Annotated in this window: 17 protein-coding genes and 2 tRNA genes; 14 read left to right on the plus strand and 5 right to left on the minus strand. The window is 67.4% G+C overall.

Annotation, left to right across the window (positions count from 1 at the left end; genetic code table 11):
* Positions 1–255: 255 nt before the first annotated feature.
* The gene (locus E2F48_RS00730) at positions 256–1,380 is read right to left on the minus strand and encodes a hypothetical protein (RefSeq protein ID WP_133402131.1); all 1,125 of its coding nucleotides are present in this window, start codon (positions 1,378–1,380) and stop codon (positions 256–258) included.
* A 139-nt stretch (positions 1,381–1,519) separates the two neighbouring features.
* Between E2F48_RS00730 and E2F48_RS17210 the strand changes: the two genes are divergently transcribed.
* The 8 genes from E2F48_RS17210 (at position 1,520) to E2F48_RS00765 (ending at position 8,784) form a co-directional block, all read left to right on the plus strand.
* Positions 1,520–1,663, plus strand: coding sequence for a hypothetical protein (locus E2F48_RS17210; protein ID WP_165968657.1), 144 nt, complete (start codon positions 1,520–1,522; stop codon positions 1,661–1,663).
* 165 nt (positions 1,664–1,828) lie between these two features.
* Entirely contained in the window at positions 1,829–2,602 is a 774-nt protein-coding gene (locus E2F48_RS00735) for a fumarylacetoacetate hydrolase family protein (RefSeq protein WP_133402132.1), read from the plus strand.
* A gap of 63 nt (positions 2,603–2,665) precedes the next feature.
* Positions 2,666–4,174 carry a glutamate--tRNA ligase gene (gltX, locus tag E2F48_RS00740; RefSeq protein WP_133402133.1) on the plus strand — a complete coding sequence of 503 codons (1,509 nt, stop codon included), beginning with the start codon at positions 2,666–2,668 and terminating at the stop codon, positions 4,172–4,174.
* Positions 4,174–4,965, plus strand: coding sequence for an HAD family hydrolase (locus E2F48_RS00745; RefSeq protein ID WP_133402134.1), 792 nt, complete (start codon positions 4,174–4,176; stop codon positions 4,963–4,965). Before gltX ends, E2F48_RS00745 begins: the two co-directional genes overlap by 1 nt.
* A gap of 69 nt (positions 4,966–5,034) precedes the next feature.
* A tRNA-Gln gene (locus E2F48_RS00750) sits at positions 5,035–5,106 on the plus strand.
* Between the two features lie 87 nt (positions 5,107–5,193).
* Positions 5,194–5,266, plus strand: a tRNA-Glu gene (locus E2F48_RS00755).
* A 129-nt stretch (positions 5,267–5,395) separates the two neighbouring features.
* Positions 5,396–7,162, plus strand: a complete 1,767-nt coding sequence (locus tag E2F48_RS00760; protein ID WP_133402135.1) for a dynamin family protein — start codon at positions 5,396–5,398, stop codon at positions 7,160–7,162.
* The gene (locus tag E2F48_RS00765) at positions 7,159–8,784 is read left to right on the plus strand and encodes a GTPase (protein WP_133402136.1); all 1,626 of its coding nucleotides are present in this window, start codon (positions 7,159–7,161) and stop codon (positions 8,782–8,784) included. The genes E2F48_RS00760 and E2F48_RS00765 overlap by 4 nt, the downstream gene beginning before the upstream one ends.
* A gap of 121 nt (positions 8,785–8,905) precedes the next feature.
* Here the strand turns inward: E2F48_RS00765 and E2F48_RS00770 are convergent, their stop codons facing one another.
* Positions 8,906–9,460 carry a DUF1697 domain-containing protein gene (locus E2F48_RS00770; RefSeq protein ID WP_281274780.1) on the minus strand — a complete coding sequence of 185 codons (555 nt, stop codon included), beginning with the start codon at positions 9,458–9,460 and terminating at the stop codon, positions 8,906–8,908.
* Positions 9,457–10,179 carry an IclR family transcriptional regulator gene (locus tag E2F48_RS00775; RefSeq protein ID WP_120165289.1) on the minus strand — a complete coding sequence of 241 codons (723 nt, stop codon included), beginning with the start codon at positions 10,177–10,179 and terminating at the stop codon, positions 9,457–9,459. Before E2F48_RS00775 ends, E2F48_RS00770 begins: the two co-directional genes overlap by 4 nt.
* A gap of 148 nt (positions 10,180–10,327) precedes the next feature.
* On the opposite strand from E2F48_RS00775, the gene leuC reads away from it, so the two are divergent.
* From leuC to E2F48_RS00805, 6 genes are all read left to right on the plus strand, one after another.
* Positions 10,328–11,818 carry a 3-isopropylmalate dehydratase large subunit gene (leuC, locus tag E2F48_RS00780; RefSeq protein ID WP_133402137.1) on the plus strand — a complete coding sequence of 497 codons (1,491 nt, stop codon included), beginning with the start codon at positions 10,328–10,330 and terminating at the stop codon, positions 11,816–11,818.
* Between the two features lie 10 nt (positions 11,819–11,828).
* Positions 11,829–12,428, plus strand: a complete 600-nt coding sequence (leuD, locus tag E2F48_RS00785; protein WP_133402138.1) for a 3-isopropylmalate dehydratase small subunit — start codon at positions 11,829–11,831, stop codon at positions 12,426–12,428.
* Between the two features lie 249 nt (positions 12,429–12,677).
* Complete coding sequence (gene murA, locus E2F48_RS00790) at positions 12,678–14,027, plus strand: UDP-N-acetylglucosamine 1-carboxyvinyltransferase (RefSeq protein WP_133402139.1); 1,350 nt, start codon at positions 12,678–12,680, stop codon at positions 14,025–14,027.
* Between the two features lie 18 nt (positions 14,028–14,045).
* Entirely contained in the window at positions 14,046–14,804 is a 759-nt protein-coding gene (locus E2F48_RS00795) for a lysophospholipid acyltransferase family protein (protein WP_133402140.1), read from the plus strand.
* A gap of 17 nt (positions 14,805–14,821) precedes the next feature.
* The gene (locus E2F48_RS00800) at positions 14,822–15,853 is read left to right on the plus strand and encodes an NAD(P)H-dependent glycerol-3-phosphate dehydrogenase (protein WP_133402660.1); all 1,032 of its coding nucleotides are present in this window, start codon (positions 14,822–14,824) and stop codon (positions 15,851–15,853) included.
* On the plus strand, positions 15,850–16,995 hold the full coding sequence (locus E2F48_RS00805) for a D-alanine--D-alanine ligase family protein (protein ID WP_133402141.1): 1,146 nt from the start codon (positions 15,850–15,852) through the stop codon (positions 16,993–16,995). Before E2F48_RS00800 ends, E2F48_RS00805 begins: the two co-directional genes overlap by 4 nt.
* Before the next feature lie 122 nt (positions 16,996–17,117).
* Here E2F48_RS00805 and E2F48_RS00810 read toward each other — a convergent pair whose 3' ends face one another.
* The gene (locus tag E2F48_RS00810; RefSeq protein ID WP_133402142.1) at positions 17,118–20,627 is read right to left on the minus strand and encodes a bifunctional proline dehydrogenase/L-glutamate gamma-semialdehyde dehydrogenase; all 3,510 of its coding nucleotides are present in this window, start codon (positions 20,625–20,627) and stop codon (positions 17,118–17,120) included.
* Between the two features lie 69 nt (positions 20,628–20,696).
* Positions 20,697–22,175, minus strand: coding sequence for an amino acid permease (locus E2F48_RS00815; protein ID WP_133402143.1), 1,479 nt, complete (start codon positions 22,173–22,175; stop codon positions 20,697–20,699).
* Positions 22,176–22,225 lie beyond the last annotated feature (50 nt).

Below are 22,225 nucleotides of genomic sequence, written 5' to 3' on the forward strand. Positions count from 1 at the left end.
GGAGTCACCTCCCCGTTCGGCATGCCGGCGCAGAGTGGAATGCGGACCAGAAACGGCAGTGACGCGCAGTGAAGCAGTTAACGTAGAAGGCCCCGACCGGGGTGGGAGTAATGGGGGGAAACGCCCAGCCCGGCCAGGGCTTAGATAAGACTCTACACAACTAGCTACCCTCAACCGCAAGTCCGCTTCGCTCAGAGGGGAATTCGTAACGCTGGACGGCGGCCGGCGGCCGTGCTGTGTCGGGAGCCGGCCGGCTCAATCAAAGCCCTGGACCTTGTGGATAAGTTGTCGTGCAGCGGCGGCCCGGTCATTGGCGCCGGACTGGACGAAGAGCTCCTCGCTCGCTTCGAGGTTCAGCAAGGCTTCAAGCTCGATGTGCCGGGCGTTATAAGCCTGGCCCAGCAGGAAGCGCGCCTCGGCGGCGGTGTGGGTAGCGAGCAGAGACTCCTGCGAGGTCACTGCCCTCAGGCGTTCGATCGCTGCATCGAACTGGCCGGTCAGTACGAGCCAATGCGCACGGGTCAATGCCAATTCAAGCCGGTCCCGTTCACTGCCGCCGACAATCGAGCTGGCCATTTCGGCGCGGTCAATGCATTCAAGTGTCTCAGGCTCAACGACTCCCGCGGCCAGGCGCAGCGCAGCAGAAGCACGGTTGAAGCGGGCCCACAGATCAAGATCGTTGGTCGGCGACAGGTTCTCAGCTGCGAGGCGGTGATACTTGGTTCCGTCTTCAACGCGCTGAAGGAGGAATGCCACGTTGCCGATGGCCCAGTAGCTCATCCCCGACGTCTGCTTGCTGGGGTTGTCCTCAAGAAGCTCGGCAAGGACGAGGCATTCGGTCCAGGCGTCGTTCAGCTGGTCGCTGTCGGCAAGCGCCGCGATCAACGCATTCTGCGCCTCGATGTGCAGTTCCTGTTGCCCCGGAATGCGCGCGGCGCTTTCGGCCGCACGACGGGCTTCCACGACCGCATCGGCGAGGTCGCCGGAGCCCTGCAGCGCCAGCGAGGTCATTGTGCACACTCGCGCGACGAGAGCCGCTGATTGCCCGGTCATAGGGTGATGCTGGAGGGTGCGGGCAACCATTGCTGATTCTCTGACGAGTCCCTGTTTCCGGAGACTTTCGGCCTGCAGGAAGGTCATGTTCCACCAGGCGTTGTCGTCTTTTAGCTCGGCGGCCATGGCAGCCGCCTGCTCGGCGATCCGCTGCGTCTGCTCGTAATCCCGCTGGTTCCATGCACTGCGTGCTTGCAGTTCGAGGAGGACCTGCTCTCCTGTTATTTCCTGCAGGACCTTCACCACCTTCAGCTCGCGGACGGGGCCTGGCGGCACCGTCCAACAACGTGGGCCACACGCGGCCGGGCGCCCCGTGATGGCCAGCATGGACCCCTGAAATTAAATAGTCAAAAATTGTTACGATTGTGACTGGTGTGGCGGAACAACATTTCGTAGACTGAATCTGCTATAGCAAGGCAGAAGACCGCTTATGTCTTTTGCTTCCATCTCACCTTGAGGACAAATTATGAAGAAGCTCACCTCCGCACTCCTGCTGTCGGTACTTTTCGTCGCCGCAGGAAGCTCGGCAGCCGTTGCCGCCGACTCCACGTCGACGAAGTCGGGCTCGACCACCGTCAGCACCGATCGCATCAACAACTGGCCGTACTGATTCTTTCTCCAGTCGGTTCCAAAGGGAACCGATTGAAAGTAAAGAAAGACCCTAGCCGGACCTGTCCGGCAGTGTGATAAGGGCCGTGAACCCGCCTCCTGGGGGGCGAGTTCACGGCCTTTCCGCTGCCCGGGGTCGGCTGGAATGAACCTGTAGCCTAGGACAATGCGTATAGCCCGCTTTGTTGTAGATAACGATCCAATGTTCGGCGTCGTCGAAGGCCCAGACGGCAGCGAAGAGCTCGCGGTGATCAACGGTGACCCCTTCTACTCCGGCATCCAACTCACTGGCGCGCGTCACCTGCTGGCCGATGTCCGCCTGCTGGCCCCGGTGATTCCCCGCAGCAAGGTGGTTGGCATTGGCAGGAATTACGCGGACCACGCCGCCGAACTAGGCAATGAGGTTCCGCCGGCTCCACTGATGTTCCTCAAGCCCAACACCTCCGTCATCGGGCCCGGCGACCCCATCCTGCTCCCTTCCTTCTCGGATGAAATCTCCTACGAAGCGGAACTGGCCATCGTCATCGGGCGGATCTGCAAAGACGTACCCCTCGAACGGGTCGACGACGTCGTCTTCGGCTACACCTGTGCCAACGACCTCACCGCGCGTGATGCCCAGCGCACCGACGACCAGTGGGCGAGGGCCAAGGGCTTCGACACCTCCTGCCCCATCGGGCCCTGGATCGAGACCGAGCTTGACCCCGAAAACCTCGCGGTCAAGGGAAGCCTGGACGGTGAGCTGCGCCAGGACGGGTCCACCAGCCAGATGATCTGGGGGGCGAAGGAACTCGTTTCCTACGTATCCCAGGCCTTCACCCTGCTTCCCGGCGACATCATCCTCACCGGGACGCCGGCCGGAGTGGGACTCATCAGCGAGGGCCAGCGTTACGAAGTCGAGGTCGAGGGAATCGGGCGGCTTTCAAACCCGGCCCGCCGCTGACTCCGGTGCCCGCCGGGCCCGGTGGCCGGGGGAGAAGGGGCCGGCTACTAGAATTGGGCCATCATGACTACTGCAGCCGAAATCCCTACTGTCAATGACTCAACCCCGGTCCGCGTGCGGTTCTGCCCGTCACCCACGGGCACGCCTCACGTCGGGTTGATCCGTACCGCCCTCTTCAACTGGGCGTATGCCCGGCACACCGGCGGCAAACTGGTCTTCCGGATCGAAGACACCGACGCCGCCCGCGACAGTGAGGAAAGCTACAACCAGCTTCTCGACGCAATGCGGTGGCTCGGGATCGACTGGGATGAGGGCGTGGAGGTTGGCGGCCCCCATGGGCCGTACCGGCAGTCACAGCGCGGCGACCTCTACCAGGACGTGATCGCGAAACTCGTGGAGGCCGGACACCTCTATGAGTCCTTCTCGACGCCAGAAGAGGTCGAGGACCGTCACCGGTCTGCCGGGCGCGACGTCAAGCTCGGCTACGACAACTTCGACCGCACCCTCACCGAGGTTCAGCGCGAGGCGTTCCGCAGCGAGGGCCGGGGCGCGGTGCTCCGGCTGCGGATGCCCGATGAGGACATCACTTTCACTGACCTGGTGCGCGGCGAGATCACCTTCAGGGCCGGAAGCGTTCCCGATTTCGCCGTCGTCCGCGCGAATGGCGCGCCGCTCTACACGCTGGTCAATCCTGTCGACGACGCCCTGATGGGAATCACCCATGTGCTGCGCGGGGAGGACCTCCTCTCCTCCACCCCGCGGCAGATCGCCCTCTACCGTGCCCTGATCGATATCGGTGTCGCACGCTACATGCCGCTGTTCGGGCATCTGCCGTACGTCATGGGCCAGGGCAACAAGAAGTTGTCCAAGCGCGATCCGGAGTCGAACCTGTTCCTCCACCGCGACCGCGGGTTCATTCGGGAAGGGCTGCTCAACTACCTCTCCCTGCTGGGATGGAGTCTCTCCGCTGATGAGGACATCTTCAGCGTCGAGCAGCTGGTGGAGAAGTTCGACGTCCGCGACGTCCTGGCCAACCCCGCCCGCTTCGACCTGAAGAAGGCAGAGGCGATCAACGGCACCCACGTCCGGCTGCTCGACCCGGCGGATTTCCGCGCGCGCCTCGTTCCCTACCTCCAGGCCGCCGGACTGGTGGGAGAACCGGTGACGGAGCGGGAGGAACGAATCATCGCCGAGGCCGCGCCGCTGGTCCAGGAACGGATCACCCTGCTCGGCGAGGCCCCCGAAATGCTTGGTTTCCTCTTCAAGGACGACAATGCCATCGACGTCGCCGACGACGCACGGAAGGGCCTGCCGGAAAACCTCGCCGAGGTCCTTGCCAAGACGCTCGAGGCTCTCGAAGCCGTGACCGACTGGGATGCGGAGTCAATCCAGGGTGCCCTGCGGGCTGCCCTGGTGGACGACCTCGGCCTCAAACCCCGCCTTGCTTTCGGTCCGGTGCGCACCGCCGTGTCAGGCCGCCGCATCTCCCCGCCCCTGTTCGAGTCAATGGTCATTCTCGGCCGCGACTCCTCGCTGGCGCGGATCCGCGCCTTCGCCGGGGCGGGCGACTAATGAGCAAGGGTCCGGGGGAGGGGACGCCGGACATCGAGGGAGTGCTCTTCGACATCGATGACACGCTGGTCGACCTTGAGACGGCCATGGGCAGGACCCTCCACCACATCGCAGGGGATGCCTTCGGCCACCTGAGCGATGATGACTGGGCCGAATACAAGCGGCTCTTCACCACGGACCCCCAGGGCCACTATGACGCCTTCCTGTCCGGTCAGTTGACGTTTGCCGAGCAGCGGCTTCGACGCGCCCGCCACGCCCAGGCCGCCTTCATCGCGGATCCACTCGAGGGGGAGGCCGCCCACCGGTGGACCAGCGCCTACGAGGCGACGCTGCCGCTGCATTTCCGGCCGTACGACGACGTGATGCCCCTCCTCGACGAGCTCCAGGCCCGGGGCGTCCCGTACGGCGCGGTGAGCAACAATGTGCACGACTACCAGCGGGCCAAGCTTGACCGGTCCGGGCTCAGCCGGATCCGGGTGCTGGTGGGGATCGATGCCGTCGGAGTCGCGAAACCCGACCCGGCCATCTTTCATGAGGGTGCCCGCCGCCTAGGCACGGACCCTGCCCGCACCCTCTATGTCGGCGACAACCCTGCCATCGACGCCCGGGCTGCGGATGCCGCGGGTCTGGTCGGCGTCTGGCTGGACCGGCGTGCCGCCGGTTCACCCGCCACTTCCGGGGCGTCCGACGCCCCGGAAGCGGGGGCGGATGAGGCCGGAACGGCGGCGGAGGGGCTGCGCAGGATCACTTCCCTCGACGCCGTTTTGCAGTTCCTGCCATCTTTCCGGTAGAGTTATTTCTCGGCGCGGAGCGGTAACGCGGCCCGGAGGCCTGTACCACTGGGCTTCGGGGAGTGCCATTGGGGTATGGTGTAATTGGCAACACACTGGTTTCTGGTACCAACATTCTAGGTTCGAGTCCTGGTACCCCAGCGCAGTAAAATGCAAGCAGCAAGACAAAAGTAGGATAAAGTAGTACAGCAGTAAAAGCAGTTTGAAGTAAAGCAAGATCAAAGTACTGGCCCCATCGTATAGCGGCCTAGTACGCCGCCCTCTCACGGCGGTAACGCGGGTTCGAATCCCGCTGGGGTCACAAGCGTCCTTATTCAAGGACATCGGAAGAGACGCCCCGGACATTCCCCGAATGTCCGGGGCGTTTTTGCGTCCGGGGGTCATTCTGTTTGCTCCAGCAGGAAAGTAAGCAAGCTGGCAGAATGGAAAGATGAATGCATCCCTCACCGCCGCCGACGCCCGCGGGGTGGCGGGATTCCTCCGCGAAGTACATGGTGCGCTGCTGGGCGCCGGGTTTCCGCTCTCCCTGGCAGGAGCCCCCGCAGCGCGCGCAGCGGCGGCTGCGGCCGCCGCGCAGCTGGACGACTACATCCTTCCGCGGCTCGACCGGCTCGACGCTCCGCTTCTTGCCGTCATCGGAGGATCGACAGGGGCCGGCAAGTCCACGCTCGTCAACGCCCTTATCGGGCGGCCGGTGACCCGAACCGGAGCGGTGCGGCCAACGACGCGGCAGCCCATCCTGCTCCACCACCCCGCCGAAGCCGAATGGTTCACCTCCCAGCGGGTGCTGCCCTCGCTCAGCCGGGTCCAGGCAGGCGCTGGCGAACTCGCCCCCCAAGACGCCGCCGGAGCCGCTGCAGGAACCCTCCTCCTGCAGGGTGAGGCAACCGTTCCGCGGGGGCTGGCGATCCTTGACGCCCCCGACATCGACTCAATCGCAGACGAGAACCGACGGCTCGCCGGGCAGCTGCTTGCCGCGGCCGACCTGTGGATTTTCGTCACCACAGCCAACCGCTACGCCGACGCCGTACCGTGGAAGCTCCTGGCTGAGGCGGCCCGGCGCGACATCCTCCTGGCCGTGGTGCTCGACCGGGTGCCGCCGGGGGTCGAGGAGGAGGTCCGCGAAGACCTCATGACCCTCCTCACGGCCGAGTCCCTCGGGCACGCCCCGATCTTCGTCGTGCAGGAGTCGGGCCTCGATGAGGATGGAATGCTGCCCGCTGGGTCGGTCGATCCCATCCGCCGCTGGCTCGGGGCCTTGGCCGCCGACGCGGAGGGGCGCACCGACATCGCGCGCCGCACCCTGGCCGGAGCGGTGCGCGCCCTTGCCGGACGCGTCGAGGAGGTCGCTGAGGCCGCCGAGGCCCAGCAGGCGACCGCTGACCGCCTCTCCGGGGCGGCGGAGGCCGCCTATTCGGAGGCCCTCGCTGCGATCCTCCGCTCGACCGAGGATGGAACAATGCTGCGCGGGGAGGTCCTCGCCCGCTGGCAGGACTTCGTCGGCACCGGTGAGTTCATGCGCGGCATCGAGACCCGGGTGGGATGGCTGCGGGACCGGATCACCGCGTTCTTCACCGGCCAGCCTGCCCCGGCGACCACGGTCGCAGCGGCGATCGAGACCGGGCTGCACTCGGTCATTGTCGAAGAGTCGGCGAAGGCGTTCGAGCAGACCGAGCAGTGGTGGCGCAGCGACGACGCCGGCCGGGCCCTCCTTGCCGGGCGGGGCGCCTATGTCAGCGACGAATTTTCCGCCGAGGCCGCACGGCAGGTGAGGGAGTGGCAACAGGATCTGCTCGAGCTGGTCAGTACCGAAGGCTCCGACAAGCGCTTCGCCGCACGGATGCTTTCCTTCGGCGTTAACGGGGTGGCGGTGGCGCTGATGGTGGTCGTCTTCGCCTCCACCGGTGGCCTGTCCGGTGCCGAGATCGGCATCGCCGGCGGCTCGGCCGTCGTCGGCCAGAAACTCCTTGAGGCCGTGTTCGGCGAGGACGCGGTCCGCAGGCTGGCCAAGACCGCGCGCGACAACCTTGAGCGCCGGTGCCGTGCCCTGCTCGACGAGGAGAAGGACAAGTTCATCGTCCTCCTCGCCCCGGTGGCAGGGCAGACACCGCCTGAAGCGCTTTTCGCCTATGCGCGCCGGCTCGCCGGAACCGACCTCACCGGTGCCCCGGGCCCCACGGCCGGTGGCAGCCGGTGAGCCGGCACCGCGGTGCGGGGTCCACGAGCGGTCTGCATAAGCAACTTGAGGCACTCGACACTGTGCGCGGGCTCGCCGAAGGGCGGCTTCCCGACGAGAACGTACAGGACCTCTTCGGCGTGCTCGACCGGGCCAGCAGCCGCCGCTCGTTGTCGGCAGACCACACTGTCATCGGAATCTTCGGTCCCACAGGGAGCGGCAAATCGTCGCTGATCAACGCACTCAGCGGCACCGAGGTGGCGCGGGTCGCTGCCCGCCGTCCGACCACCTCGAAACCGCTGGCTGTGGTGTGGGGCGCCGCGGGAAGCGGCCCGCTCCTTGACTGGCTGGAAGTCGACGAGCGCCACGAGATGCCGGCGGACTCCGCGCTGCTTGGCGCGGACACCGGCGGGCTGATCCTGCTTGACCTTCCCGACTTCGACTCGACCGCCGCAGCCCACCGGACCATCGTCGAACGCATGTCGGGCCAAGTGGACGTGCTGCTGTGGGTGGTCGATCCGCAAAAATACGCCGACGCGGCACTTCATCATGACTTCCTCGCCCCGCTGGCCTCCCACGGCGCGGTGACCCTCGTCGCACTGAATCAGGCGGACCGGCTTTCCGGCCGCCAGCAGGAGCAGGTGACGGCCTCACTCTCCGGCATCCTGGCAGAGGAAGGTCTTCGCGGCGTGCGGGTCTTTCCTGTCTCCGCCCGGACCCGGGACGGCCTCGAAGACCTCGCCGGCGCCATCCGGCAGATCGCCGGACGGAAGCAGGCTGCCAACGCCCGGCTGGCAGCCGATGTCGCCGCGGCCTCCTCGCAGCTTGCCCCGTTCGTCGGGCCGGAGGACCTGCCCGTACCCGGCAAGGCGGCCCAGGCGGACCTTTCGACTCGCCTCGCCGCAGCCGCCGGGGTTGACGCCGTCGTTGACGCCGTCGTGCGTTCCTACCGCCGTGATGCCCACGCAGCGACGGGTTGGCCCGTGACCCGCTGGTTGGGTTCCTTCCGCTCGGATCCGCTCCGGCGGCTCAACCTGCGCCGGAGCGACGTCGACGCGGCCCTGCGCCGGACCTCGATGCCCGCGGGAGCGCCGGCCCAGCGGGCACGGGTCGATCAGGCGCTGCGGACCTTCGCTGACACCGCAGCGGGATCGGCGGTTGAGCCTTGGCGCTCCGCCATCCGCTCGGCAGCGCGCGCGACTGTGCCCACGCTCCTCGACGGACTCGACCAGGCCCTCGCCGGGACCAACCTCGATACCGGTCGAAGGTCGTGGTGGTGGCCGCTGGTGGGCCTGCTCCAGTGGCTGGCGCTGGCCGCCCTCGTCGTCGGCATCGGCTGGCTGGGGGTCATGGCCGCGATGGGGTTCCTTCAGTTCGACGTCCCGGACGCTCCCTCAATCGAGGGCTTCCCCGTGCCCACCCTGCTGATCGCGGGTGGTGTTGCCGCGGGAATCCTCCTGGCAATACTCGCCTCGGTCATCGCCCGCTTTGCGGCCAAGGCCCGCGGACGCAAGGCGCGGCGCCGGCTCCGGGCCGCCTGCGCGAAGGTGGCCGAGTCGGTGGTCGCCCAGCCGGTGAGCGCCGAAATCCGCAGGTACAACGACTTCCGGGCGGCGCTCGAGACGGCGGGGCGCGCGAAATGACCGGGCAGCGGCACACCTGACGGGCCGGATGCGGCGATGACGGCCAGCGCGGGCTGCGGCCGCAGCGCTTCAGGGGGACGCAGGCGCGGTGGGTGCGGCGACGCAGGGATCAGGACGGGGGTCAGCTCGCCATCGCGGCTGAGACCTTCACCAGCGTCCGCAGGTTGCGGGTGGTCGTCACCGCCTTGAAGCGGCCCCGGGCCGTGATCTTCCCCAGTTCCGAGTCGAGGGTTCCTCCCCGCGCGGCCTGCCAGGCGACGGCGTCGGGTCCTAGCACCGTGAGCGCCTCGCCGGCGGCCCGGGCCGCGGCGGCGAGCTCCTCCACTGCCGCGGGATCCGAGCTCAGGGTGACGTAGGCGTGCACCGCGGGGTCGTCGGCGGGGAAGGGGCAGGCCTCAATGATCTCGGTGAGCCGTCCCGCCGGCAGAACCACGACCCAGGCGTCGTAGCCGAAAGCCAAGCGCAGGCGCTGTTCGATCGCGTCCTTGAGTTCCTGCGCCCCGAGGGCCGAGGAGCAGACGAGATTTCCGGAGGCCAGCAGGGTGCGCGGATGGGAAAGCGGAAGCCCTTCAAGCGCCTTGAGCAGGTCCGCCATCCGGATGGTGGTGCCCTGTACGTTGACGCCCCGAAGGAAAACGGCCCAGGGCACGGCCGCCCCGGCGGAGCCGGCCGTCACTCGTTGGCCGCTTTGCTGACGGCGAGGGTGAGTTGCTGCGCCGCTTCGGTAACGACCTCGGCGTGGATCCGTCCAGGCTGGCGGGTCAGCCGTTCCATCGGCCCCGAGATTGAGACAGCGGCCACCACGCGGCCCGACGGACCCCGCACGGGTGCGGAGACCGAAGCGACGCCCGGCTCGCGTTCACCAAGGCTCTGAGCCCAGCCGCGCCGGCGCACGCCCGCGAGCACCGTCGGGGTGAAGCGCGCATTCTGCAGCCCTTTGAGGAGCCGGTCGTGGTCCTCCCAGGCGAGCAGGCACTGGGCGGCCGAGCCGGCCCTCATCGAAAGCTGGGTTCCAACCGGAATGGTGTCGCGGAGTCCGGCCGGGCGCTCGGCGGAGGCGACGCAGACACGCCATTCGCCCTGCCTCCGGAACAACTGGGCACTCTCGCCGGTGGCATCGCGGAGCTGCTGCAGGACCGGGCCCGCCGCGGCGATGAGGCGGTCTTCACCGGCCGCGCTGGCCAGCTCCACCAGGCGGCTGCCGAGGACGAACCGCCCCTGGATGTCTCGGCTGACCAGCCGGTGGTGCACGAGGGCGAGGGCAAGCCGGTGCACCGTGGGCCGGGCGAGTCCCGTTGAAGCCACAAGCTGCGCCAGCGTCGTCGGACCGGCCTCAAGGGCGTCCAGGACGGTTGCCGCTTTATCAATGACTCCCACACCACTAGAATTGTCCATAGACTGATATTGCCGTCTCAGTATCTGAGACGCAAGTCGATCCGCTGGCGTGTCGGGCGGCGTCACTGGAACAGTTGGGATCGAAGGCTCCGCAGGGCAGGCGAACAGCAGGTTCGCGCCAATGCGGACGAGCGGTGGAGGGAACACCATGGGCAAAACACTGGCAGAGAAGGTCTGGGACTCGCACGTCGTCCGCAAGGGCGAGGTCGTCGGCGCCGAGGCGCAGCCCGACCTCCTGTACATCGACCTCCACCTCATTCACGAGGTGACCTCGCCTCAGGCCTTCGAGGGCCTGCGGCTGGCCGGACGGCGGCTCCGCCGGCCCGACCTCACCATCGCCACCGAGGACCACAACACCCCGACCCTGGATATCGATAAGCCGATCGCCGACCCCACCAGCCGGACACAGATCGAAACCCTAAGGGCGAACTGCCGCGAATTCGGGGTCCGCCTTCACTCCCTGGGCGACGCCGAGCAGGGCATCGTTCACGTCGTCGGCCCGCAGCTCGGCCTCACCCAGCCGGGCCTGACGGTCGTCTGCGGAGATTCCCACACCTCCACCCATGGCGCCTTCGGGGCCCTGGCCATGGGCATCGGCACCTCCGAGGTGGAGCACGTCATGGCCACGCAGACGCTGTCGCTGCGGCCCTTCAAGACGATGGCCATCACAGTCGAGGGCACCCTTAAGCCCGGAGTCACGGCGAAGGACATCATCCTGGCCGTGATCGCGAAGATCGGCACCGGCGGCGGGCAGGGCTACGTCCTCGAATACCGCGGCTCGGCGATCCGTGCGCTCTCCATGGAAGCACGCATGACCATCTGCAATATGTCGATCGAGGCCGGGGCCCGTGCCGGCATGGTCGCCCCCGACGAGACCACGTTTGCATACCTCAAGGGGCGTCCGCACGCCCCCGAAGGTGCCGACTGGGACGCCGCCGTCGAGAACTGGCGCGGGCTGGTCACCGACGACGACGCGGTGTTCGACGCCGAGGTGTACCTCGACGCCGACGACCTCGAACCGTTCGTCACCTGGGGCACGAACCCCGGCCAGGGAGTCTCGCTGTCCCAGGCCGTGCCCGCGCCCGCGGACTTCGCCGACGAAAACGACCGCGCCGCCTGTGAACGTGCCCTTGAGTACATGGCGCTCGAGGCCGGTACCCCGATGAAGGAGATCCGGGTCGATACGGTGTTCCTCGGCTCGTGCACCAACAGCCGGATCGAGGACCTCCGCATCGCCGCCGACATCATCCGCGGACGCGTTAAGGACCCGGACGTCCGCATGATGGTCGTTCCAGGTTCCGCCCGGGTCCGCCTTGAGGCCGAGGCGGAGGGCCTGGACCGGGTATTCAAGGACTTCGGGGCCGAATGGCGGTTCGCGGGCTGCTCGATGTGCCTGGGCATGAACCCGGACCAGCTGGCGCCGGGGGAGCGGTGCGCCTCCACCTCGAACCGGAACTTCGAGGGACGGCAGGGCAAGGGCGGACGCACACACCTCGTCTCACCCGTCGTCGCCGCCGCGACGGCGGTGCGCGGGACCCTCAGCTCGCCGTCCGACCTCGGCCCAGTCCCGCCGTCGGGCAGCGGACTGGGCGCCCCTGGCGCCTTCGCGACCACCCCGTCCGCCACCCCAGCCGCCTAGGAGCGCCGCCATGGAAAAAATCACCACGCACACCGGCATCGGTGTTCCGCTGCGCCAGAGCAATGTGGACACCGACCAGATCATCCCCGCCGTCTACCTCAAGCGGATCACCCGGACCGGCTTCGAGGATGCGCTCTTCGCGGCTTGGCGCAAGGATGAGAACTTCATCCTCAACCGGGAGCCGTACACGCGAGGTTCGGTGCTCGTCGCGGGCCCCGACTTCGGCACGGGTTCATCCCGGGAGCACGCCGTGTGGGCGCTCAAGGATTTCGGCTTCCGGGCCGTGCTCTCCTCCCGCTTCGCCGACATCTTCCGGGGCAACTCGGGCAAGCAGGGACTCGTTGCCGCCCAGGTCGCCCAGGACGACATTGAACTGATCTGGAAGGTGCTCGAGAACGAGCCCGGTGCCACGGTGACCGTTGACCTCCAGGCCCGAACGGCCGTGTGCGGTCCGGTGAGCGCGCCGTTCCAGATCGACGACTACACGCGCTGGCGGCTGCTTGAAGGGCTTGACGACATCGGGCTGACCCTTCGCCATGAGCCCGATATCACCGCATTTGAGGCCACCCGGCCGAGCTTCCGGCCCACTACCCTTCCGGTGCGCACCTAGCTCCGGCCCGGCGCGCCGCCTCCTCTTCCAGGGAGGAAAAATGCTCAGTGCACCCGTTCCGGACCGCCTGCGGAACGGGTGTGATCCTGATTGCGTTAAGGAATCTTCCCTGTCGATCCGCGGTTCCAACCGTTGGGCAAGGCAAGAATGAACTAGCCTTGCATTTCAGTTCGGTTCGACAAGCTCCTATGCTGTACACGGGCAATCACGTTCTGCGGGGGCATATTTGTATGAGGAAATTAGGTATTCATGGGTAACGTTCTGACCATCCGCGGTGGGGTTCCTCTGAACGGAAAGGTCTCCGTTCGCGGAGCGAAAAACCTCGTGCCGAAGGCCATGGTGGCGTCCCTGCTGGGAAACACCCCGTCAGTGCTGCGCAACGTCCCCGAAATCAAGGATGTTGAGGTGGTGACCAGCCTGCTGCGCCTCCACGGCGTGGAGGTCACGAAGGACCCGGTGACCGGTGACCTCACCATGGATCCCAGCGCCGCGAAGATGGCGCAGTCGAAGGACATCGACGCGCACGCCGGCGACTCGCGCATCCCCATCCTCTTCTGCGGCCCCCTGATGCACAGCATCGGCGAGGCGTTCATCCCCGACCTCGGCGGGTGCAAGATCGGCGACCGGCCCATTGATTACCACCTCCAGGTGCTGCGCAACTTCGGCGCCGTCGTTGACAAGCGCCCGGGCGGCATCTCCATCTCCGCACCCAAGGGCCTCCACGGCGCCAAGCTGTCTCTTCCCTACCCCAGCGTCGGAGCCACCGAGCAGGTACTGCTGACCGCCATCCGCGCCGAAGGCATCACCGAACTGTCCGGTGCCGCAGTCGAGCCCGAAATCATGGATCTCATCGCGGTGCTGCAGAAGATGGGCGCCATCATCACGGTCCAGACCGACCGCGTCATCCGCATCGAAGGCGTCCGGGAACTGACCGGCTACAACCATAAGGCCATCTCCGACCGCAATGAGACCGCCTCGTGGGCCTCTGCGGCACTGGTCACCCAGGGGGACATCTACGTCGAAGGTGCCCGCCAGCTCGACCTCACCGCCTTCCTCAACACCTACCGGAAGGTCGGCGGCGCCTTTGACGTCGACGACGACGGGATTCGCTTCTACCACCCCGGCGGCCCGCTCAAGCCTTTGGTCCTTGAGACGGACGTGCACCCCGGGTTCATGACCGATTGGCAGCAGCCCCTCGTGGTCGCGCTCACCCAGGCCTCGGGCGTCTCCATCGTCCACGAGACCGTCTACGAGAACCGGTTCGGCTTCACGGAGGCTCTGATCCGCATGGGTGCGAACATCCAGGTCCACCGCGAGTGCCTCGGCAGTGTGCCGTGCCGCTTCGGCCAGCGGAACTTCCTCCACTCCGCCGTCATCTCGGGTCCGACGCAGCTGCGCGGGGCCGACATCGACATCCCCGACCTGCGGGGCGGCTTCAGCCACCTCATCGCGGCCCTCGCGGCCGAAGGCACCTCCCGGGTGACGGGCATCGAGCTCATCAATCGCGGGTACGAGCGCTTCCAGGACAAGCTCGAGGGCCTTGGCGCCGATTTCGACATCACGGAGGAAGCCCCGGTCTTCGCCGCGGGACTCCTCTAGGCCCGGGGCGCACCAGCCATGGGTGAGACAGGCACGTCACGGGCCGCTTTTGGCGTGCTCGCCGGAATCCTGCGCCCGGTCATGAATCTGCTGATGAGCAAGCAGTGGACTGACGCGCAGAAACTGCCGCGGGATTCCGGTTTTATCCTGTGCCCGAACCACGTCACCGAGATCGACCCGGTGGTCGTGGGGCACTTCCTCTACAACAACAAGGTGATGCCCCACTTCCTGGCCAAGGCGTCCCTGTTCAAAGTGCCCGTGCTGGGAGGTGCGCTGCGCGCCACCGGGCAGATCCCGGTCGAGCGCACCACCGCGGGAGCGAACCGGTCCCTCGAGGCGGCCCAGCAGGCCATCGCCGACGGCGGCGGAGTGATCGTGTATCCCGAAGGCACCCTCACCCGCGATCCGGGGATGTGGCCGATGAAGGGCCGGACCGGTGCCGCCCGCCTGGCCCTGCAGACCGGCGCGCCCGTGGTGCCCATGGCGCACTGGGGAGCGCATGAGGTGTTTCCCCGGTACGCCCGGCGCCTCTATCTCTTCCCTCGGAAGACCTCACGGGTCATTGTCGGGGATCCCGTGGACCTCAGCGACTTCCGCGACCGTCCGGTCACCCGGGACACCCTGAACGAGGCGACAGACCGCATCCTTGACGCCGTCACGGCCCTGCTGGCCGAGCTGCGCGGCGAGCAGCCGCCGGCGGAGCGCTGGGATCCGGCCGCAAAACGCCAGAAACGGACAGGCCGCGACTTCGACGCGGCGGAGGAGGACAACGCGTGAGTGCTGGAACGTCCCGGATGGGACGCCCGGTGCCCACCCGTGTCGCCGTCCTTGGAGCGGGGAGCTGGGGAACCACCTTCGCGAAGGTCCTCGCCGACTCCTCGAAGGAGGTGGCGGTGCGGCTCTGGGCCCGACGTGAAGAGGTCACCCTCGAGATCAACGGCTCCCACCGCAACAGCAGGTACCTCGGTGACGTCGTCCTGCCCGGGAACATCACCGCGTCAAGCGATGTCAGCGCCGTCCTAGCGGATGCCCAGCTCGTCGTCCTGGCTGTTCCGGCGCAGACCCTGCGCCCCCAGCTGGCCGGCTGGAAGGCCCTGATTCCCGATGGCGCCGTCGTGGTCTCGCTCATGAAGGGCCTCGAGGTCGGCACCGATGCGCGCATGAGCGAAGTCATCGCCGCCGAGCTCAGCCTTCCCGCCGACCGCGTCGCCGTGGTGTCCGGACCGAACTTGGCAATGGAAATCGCCCGCCAGGAGCCCACGGCCTCGGTCGTGGCCTGCTCGGACCACGACGTCGCCGCCTGGATCGCCGCAGCCTGCACCGCCTCCTACTTCCGGCCCTACACCACGACGGACGTCGTGGGCGTGGAGATCGGGGGCATCGTCAAGAACGTCATCGCCCTCGCCGTGGGCATCTGCGAGGGACGGAGGATGGGGGACAACACCAAGGCCTCGGTCATCACCCGCGGCCTTGCCGAAACGACCCGGTTGGCCGTGGCGCTGGGCGCGCGGGCGGAGACCCTCGCCGGACTCGCCGGAATGGGCGACCTCATCGCCACCTGCTCCTCCGCGCTGTCCCGCAACCACACCGCCGGACACCTGCTTGGCCAGGGCCTCACCCTGGAGCAGGTCACGGTGCGCATGAACCAGACCGCCGAGGGCATCAAGTCGGCCCAGGCCGTGCTCGACCTCGCCACCCAGCTCGGCGTCGACATGCCGATCACCGATAATGTTGTGGCAGTGCTCCAAGGGAGTATTTCAGTTAACGATCTGGGACCGCGCCTTCTGGCCCGCGACCTCAAACCGGAAGGCGAACATACTTCGTGACAAGTGAATCCACTCCGGGGCGCAGGCCCCGCGTCCTTGTCCTGTTTGGGGGGCGCTCCAGCGAGCACTCGGTCAGCTGCGTCACCGCCGCCGGAGTACTCAATGCGATCGACCGGTCGAAGTACGACGTCGTTCCGGTGGGCATCGCCAAGAACGGGCAGTGGGCGCTGGTGTCCGAAGATCCCTCCCAGTGGTCGCTGAGTTCCGGCACCCTCCCCGAGGTGACGGCATCCTCCGAGTCCGTTGCCATCTCCTCGGCGGCCTTCCCCGGCGCTGCCCGCGGCCAGGAACTGATGGTGACCGCACCGGATTCGATGCCACGCAGCCTCGGCGGTGTCGACGTCGTCCTGCCCCTGCTGCACGGGCCGTTCGGTGAGGACGGGACGATCCAGGGAATGCTGGAGATGGCGGACATCCGCTACGTCGGCGCGGGCGTCCTGGCTTCGGCCGTCGGCATGGACAAGCACTACATGAAGGTCGTGTTCGCCTCGGCCGGACTGAACGTGGGCCCCTACGCCGTGTTCACCAACCGGCAGTGGGAGAAGGACAGCGAGGAGTGCCTGCGGCGCGCCGCGGACCTCGACTTCCCGGTGTTCGTGAAGCCGGCGCGCGCGGGATCCTCAATGGGGATCAGCCGGGTCGACACCCCGGCTGGCCTGCGGCAGGCCATCGAGGCCGCACGGGTCTTCGACCCCAAGGTCATCGTCGAGGCGGGCATCGACGGACGCGAAATCGAGGTCGCCGTCCTGCAGGGTCGGGGAACCCAGGAGCCACGGACGTCGCTGCCCGGGGAGATCGCGGTGCAGCCGGGTGGCCGTGACTGGTATGACTTCGAGGCCAAGTACGTTGACGGGAACGCGGCGCAGCTGAGCTGCCCCGCGGACCTTCCGCCGCACGTCACCGACTCGGTCCGTGACCTGGCCGCGCAGGCCTTCGACGCCGTGGGCGCCGAAGGGCTGTCCCGGGTCGACTTCTTCTACACCCTGGCAGGCGAGCTGATCATCAATGAGATCAACACCATGCCCGGATTCACCCCGATCAGCATGTACCCGCAGATGTGGGCCAAGTCGGGTCTCACCTACACCGACCTCATCGACGAATTGATCGAACTGGCACTCGAGCGCAGGACCGGCCTGCGCTGACGGGCCCGCCGTAGCCGGCTGCGGCTGGCTGCGGCCGCCCGCAGAGTTCATATTCGGTCCTGAACGCAGAAGCGCCCCTCCCTGGATCGGGGAGGGGCGCTTCTGGTTTGGGCCTGTCCCGGCTAGATCAGGCCCACCGAGAGCTCGTTCTTGGTGCCGAACCGGTGGGCGGTGATGCTGACGGCCTGCTCGTGCAGGAAGGGCAGCATTTCGACCCGGCCGGCCTCGGTGACGGGCTGGGAGTACACGGCCAGGTCGGGGCGGCCGCCGGTTGCCTTGGCCAGGGCAGCGGGGTCGCCGCCGATGAGGCGGATGCGCCCGGCTTCGTGGCGGGCAACGGACACCAGCCACTCCTCGTCGGTTTCGGTGGTGACCGACGCCGCGAAGGTGCGGACCGCCGTCGAGAGCGCGCTGGTCAGCTCCACGGCCGAGGACACGCGCACGGTTGAACCGGCGGCCGCCGCGGCGGCCAGGACGCGGATCAGCTTGACGACCGGCTCACCTTCGGCGAGGCGGACGGTCACGGGGACCGGGAGGTAGCGGAACACGTTCCGCTCCGCCGTGAGCGCCGAAACGTCCTTGGCCGCACCGAACTCGTCCGCCCAAGCCGCTGCGTCGGAGGCCGCCGCGCGCTGGAGCATCGCGAAGTCGCCCTCGCGCAGCTCGGATCCGGCATCGGGTGCCACGGCGGCCAGCAGCGGCTGTGCAGCCGGAACCGGCTCGGCGGACGCCGTTGACTCGCGCGTGCTCCAGTTGCCCAGCCCGACCAGGTAGTTCGGTCCGCCGGCCTTGGTGCCCGCACCGACGGCGGACTTCTTCCACCCGCCGAACGGCTGACGCTGGACGATCGCTCCGGTGGTGCTGCGGTTTACGTACAGGTTGCCGGCCTGGATGGAGTCGATCCAGGTGCCGATCTCCTCCGGGTTGAGCGAGTGCAGCCCGGCGGTCAGGCCGTAGTCGACCTGGTTGGCGATCTCGATTGCCTCTTCGATCGTCTCTGCGGTCATGACGCCGAGGATCGGGCCGAAGTACTCGGTGAGGTGGTACTCGGAGCCGCGCTTGACGCCGGCGCGGACGCCGGGGCTCCACAGCCTGCCCGTGTCGTCGAGCTTGCGGGGCTGGATCAGCCAGTTCTCGTCCTCGCCGAGCTTCGTCAGGCCGTCGAGCAGCTTGCCGGAGGCGGGCTCGATGACCGGACCCATCTGCGTGGCCGGATCCGAGGGGTAGCCGACCTTCAGGGAGGTGACCGCATCGACGAGCTGGTTGCGGAAGCGCTGGGAGTGCCGCACGCTGCCCACAAGGATCACCAGGGACGCCGCAGAGCACTTCTGGCCCGCATGGCCGAAGGCCGAGTACGCCACGTCCTTGGCCGCGAGGTCGAAGTCCGCGCTCGGGGTGACGATGATCGAGTTCTTGCCCGAGGTCTCCGCCAGCAGGGGCAGGTCCTGGCGGAAGGAACGGAACAGCTGGGCCGTCTCGTATCCACCGGTCAGGATGACCCGGTCGACGCGTGCGTCGGAGATCAGCTTGGTGCCCAGGGAACGCTCATCGAGGTGGACCAGCTGCAGGACGCCGCGCGGAACGCCGGCCTCCCACAGCGCCTCCACCATCACCGAGCCGCTGCGCGGGGCCTGCCCTGCGGGCTTGATGATCACCGAGGAACCGGCAGCGAGGGCTGCCAGGGTCGAGCCGGCCGGAATGGCCACCGGGAAGTTCCACGGGGGAGTGACGACGGTGAGCTTTGCCGGGGTGTAGACGGCGCCGTCGACGTCGTCGAGCCCGCGGGCAAGCTCGGCGTAGTAGTGCGCGAAGTCGATCGCCTCGGAGATCTCGGGGTCGGACTGGTCGAGGGTCTTGCCGGTCTCGGCCGCCATGACCTCCATCAGGTCGGCCCGGCGGGCCGCCAGGGCGTCGCCGGCGCGGTGCAGGATCTCCGCACGCTCGGCGCCGCTCAGGGCACCCCAGGCGTCTGCCTCGGCGATGGCCTCGGAAATGACGCGCTCGAGGGCCTCGGGATCCCTCAGGGTGGTCGCGGCGACCGTCGCTTCGCCCAGGCCGGAACTCTCAACCCGCTTGAGCACCGCGCGGCCCCAGCGGCGGTTGGCCGGCAGAGACGGATCGGTGTCAGGGGTATTGGTGAAGCCGGTGGTCGGCGCGGGAGGCTCGGGCTGGTTGCGGTCCTGCGTGCGGTTCGGGCCGGGCACCGTGTCGTCGAGGGCCTCGAGCGAGCGGAGGAACCGGTCCTCCTCACGGGCGAACAGGGCCTCGTTGGAGGAAAGCTCGAACACCGCCGACATGAAGTTTTCCTGGCTGGCGCCCTCTTCGAGGCGGCGGATCAGGTAGGCGATGGCGACGTCGAACTCCCGGGGGTGCACCACCGGGGTGTAGAGCAGCAGGGAGCCGACGTCCTTCTTGACCGCCTCGGCCTGGCCCTGGGCCATGCCGAGGAGCATCTCGAACTCGATGCCCTCGCGCACGCCGCGCTCACCGGCGAGGAGCCAGGCGAAGGCGAGGTCGAACAGGTTGTGGCCGGCGACGCCGATGCGCACGTTGCCGATGCGGTCGGGGTGCAGGGCGTAGTTGAGCACCCGCTTGTAGTGGGTGTCGGATTCCTGCTTGGAGCCCCAGGTGGCCAGCGGCCAGTCGTGAAGGGATGCCTCGACCTGTTCCATGGGCAGGTTGGCGCCCTTGACGACGCGGACCTTGATCGCGGCACCGCCTTCGGCGCGGCGCTTGGCCGCCCATTCCTGCAGGCGGATCATCGCTGCGAGGGAGTCCGGCAGGTAGGCCTGCAGCACGATGCCGGCCTCGAGGTGCTTGAATTCGGGGCGGTCAAGGATCGCTGTAAAGACTGCGATCGTCAGGTCCAGGTCCTTGTACTCCTCCATGTCCAGGTTGATGAACTTGGCAGGGGAGGTGGACGCGGCGAGCGTGTACAGCGGCGTCAGCTTCTCGGTGACGTGCTGCACGGCTTCCTCGAACGCCCAGGGGGAGTGGGGGGAGACGGTCGAGGAGACCTTGATGGAGACGTAGTCGACATCCGGGCGGGCGAGGAGCTTCATGGTGCCCTCAAGGCGGCGCTCGGCTTCGTGCTCGCCGAGGACGGCCTCACCCAGGAGGTTGACGTTCAGCCGGGTGTCGTCCTTGCGGATCTTGCTGATCGACTTGCCCAGCTTCTGGTCCGAGGCGTCGATAATCAGGTGACCGACCATTTCACGCAACACCCGCCGCGCCACCGGAATGACGACCTGCGGCAGGACCGGGGCCACGGTGGCGCCCAGGCGCACGGCGGAGCGCATGTACCAGGGGAGGAAGGCCGGCACCTTGGGGGCGATGGCCGCAAGGTTGCGCGCGGCGACCGACAGATCCTCGGGGCGGATCACGCCGTCGACGAATCCCACGGTGAACTCGAGGCCGTGCGGGTCCTTGAGGACGCCGGCCAACTGCTCGGCGGAGGCGTCGACCGGTACTTTGGCCGCTTCGGTGAGCCAGCGGCGCACCAGCGCCGTAGCCTCGGCCGCGAGGTGCTCAGGAATTGGACCGGAGCCTGCGGCGTCCGGACCGGTGGCGCCGGCGGCGCCCGTTCCGCCGTCGGAGATGATGTCTCCGCGGTCGGACAGTGAGCTAGTCATGATTTCTGTATCCATTCAACTGTTACTGGCGCCGCCCTGGTGGGCGGAGCGGGAGCCGGTGGCGCCTGGTCAGGCGTTCCGGACATCTTGGGTGTGACGCGGGCTGTTCGGATTCATCAGGGAGTGCTTGCGGCCGTAGAACCAGTAGATGATCAGGCCGATGATCAGCCAGATACCGAACCGCATCCAGGTTTCGAATTCGAGCTGGAGCATCAGGAAACCGGACGCCAGCACGCCGAAGGCCGGAACAACCGGCATCCAGGGGAGGCGGAAGGTGCGGGGAGCATCAGGTGCCTTGCGGCGCAGGACGATGACGGCGACACAGACGACGACGAACGCTGCGAGGATGCCGATGTTGGTGAGGTCGGCGACGGCGCGGATCGGGAACACCCCGGCGAGCAGGGCGGCCGCAATGCCGGCGATCCAGGTGACGCGCTGCGGGGTGCCGTGGCGGTCGGTGCCGGAGAACCAGGCGGGAAGCAGGCCGTCGCGGCTCATGGAGAACCAGACCCGGGTGACTCCGAGGAGGAAGGTCAGCATGACCGTGAGGATCGAGATCACGGCGAACGCCGAGATGATGGTGGCGATCACGGGCAGGCCGACCGACTGGAAGGCGGAGGCGAAGCCTGCGGTGGGGCTGATCTCGGTGTAGTTCTGCATTCCGGTGAGCACGAGGGTGGCCAGGACGTAGAGGAACATGGCGATGGCCAGGGAGAGCAGGATCGCCTTTGGCATGTGCTTCTTGCCGTCGGTCGCCTCTTCTGCGGCGGTGCTCATGGCGTCGTAGCCGAACACCGCGAAGAATACGGTGGCCGCACCAGCGAAGATGGCGCCGAAGCCGGAGGGTAGGAACGGCGTGTAGTTGTCGACGTTGACGTAGAAGAAGCCGAGCCCGACGATGCCGATGATCAGCAGGATCTTCAGCCCGACGGCGATCAGTTCGAAGCGGCCGAAGGTCTTGGTGCCGCGGCTGAGGATGAAGGTGATGAGCAGGCACACGACGATGGCGGGCAGGTTGATGAGCCCGCCCTCTATGGTGTCCGGTGTTCCCTGCATCCAGACCGGGACCTGGATTCCGATGCCGGACATGAATTCGGTGAAGTACCCGGAGATGCCGATGGCGACGACGGCCACGATGGCGATGTACTCAAGGAGCAGGTCCCAGCCGATGAACCAGCCAATGATCTCGCCCAGGGCGACATAGCCGTAGGTGTAGGCGGACCCGGCTCGCGGGATCATCCCCGCGAACTCTGCGTAGGACAGGGCTGCCGCCGCGCTGGCCAGGCCGGCGACGAGGAAGGAGATCAGCACGGCGGGCCCCACGGGCTGTCCGTCCTCACCGCCGTTCGCCACAAGGCCGGCCAGGGTGAAGATGCCGACGCCGATAATTCCGCCGACGCCGATGGCCGTCAGCTGCCACAGTCCCAGGCTCTTGAAAAGCTTGGTTCCGCCCTTCTCATCCTCGACATCGTCGATCGGCTTCCGCCGAAGAATGGAGGTTGAAGAGCCGCCCGTTGGAGGCAGGCTTCGATCCGATGCGTTTGTCATAACGGTCCATCCTGGAGAGAAGGGAGGGTCGGCCACGCGGGTGTCGCACG

This window comes from Arthrobacter crusticola, assembly GCF_004357995.1.
Classification (GTDB): Bacteria; Actinomycetota; Actinomycetes; order Actinomycetales; family Micrococcaceae; genus Arthrobacter_D; species Arthrobacter_D crusticola.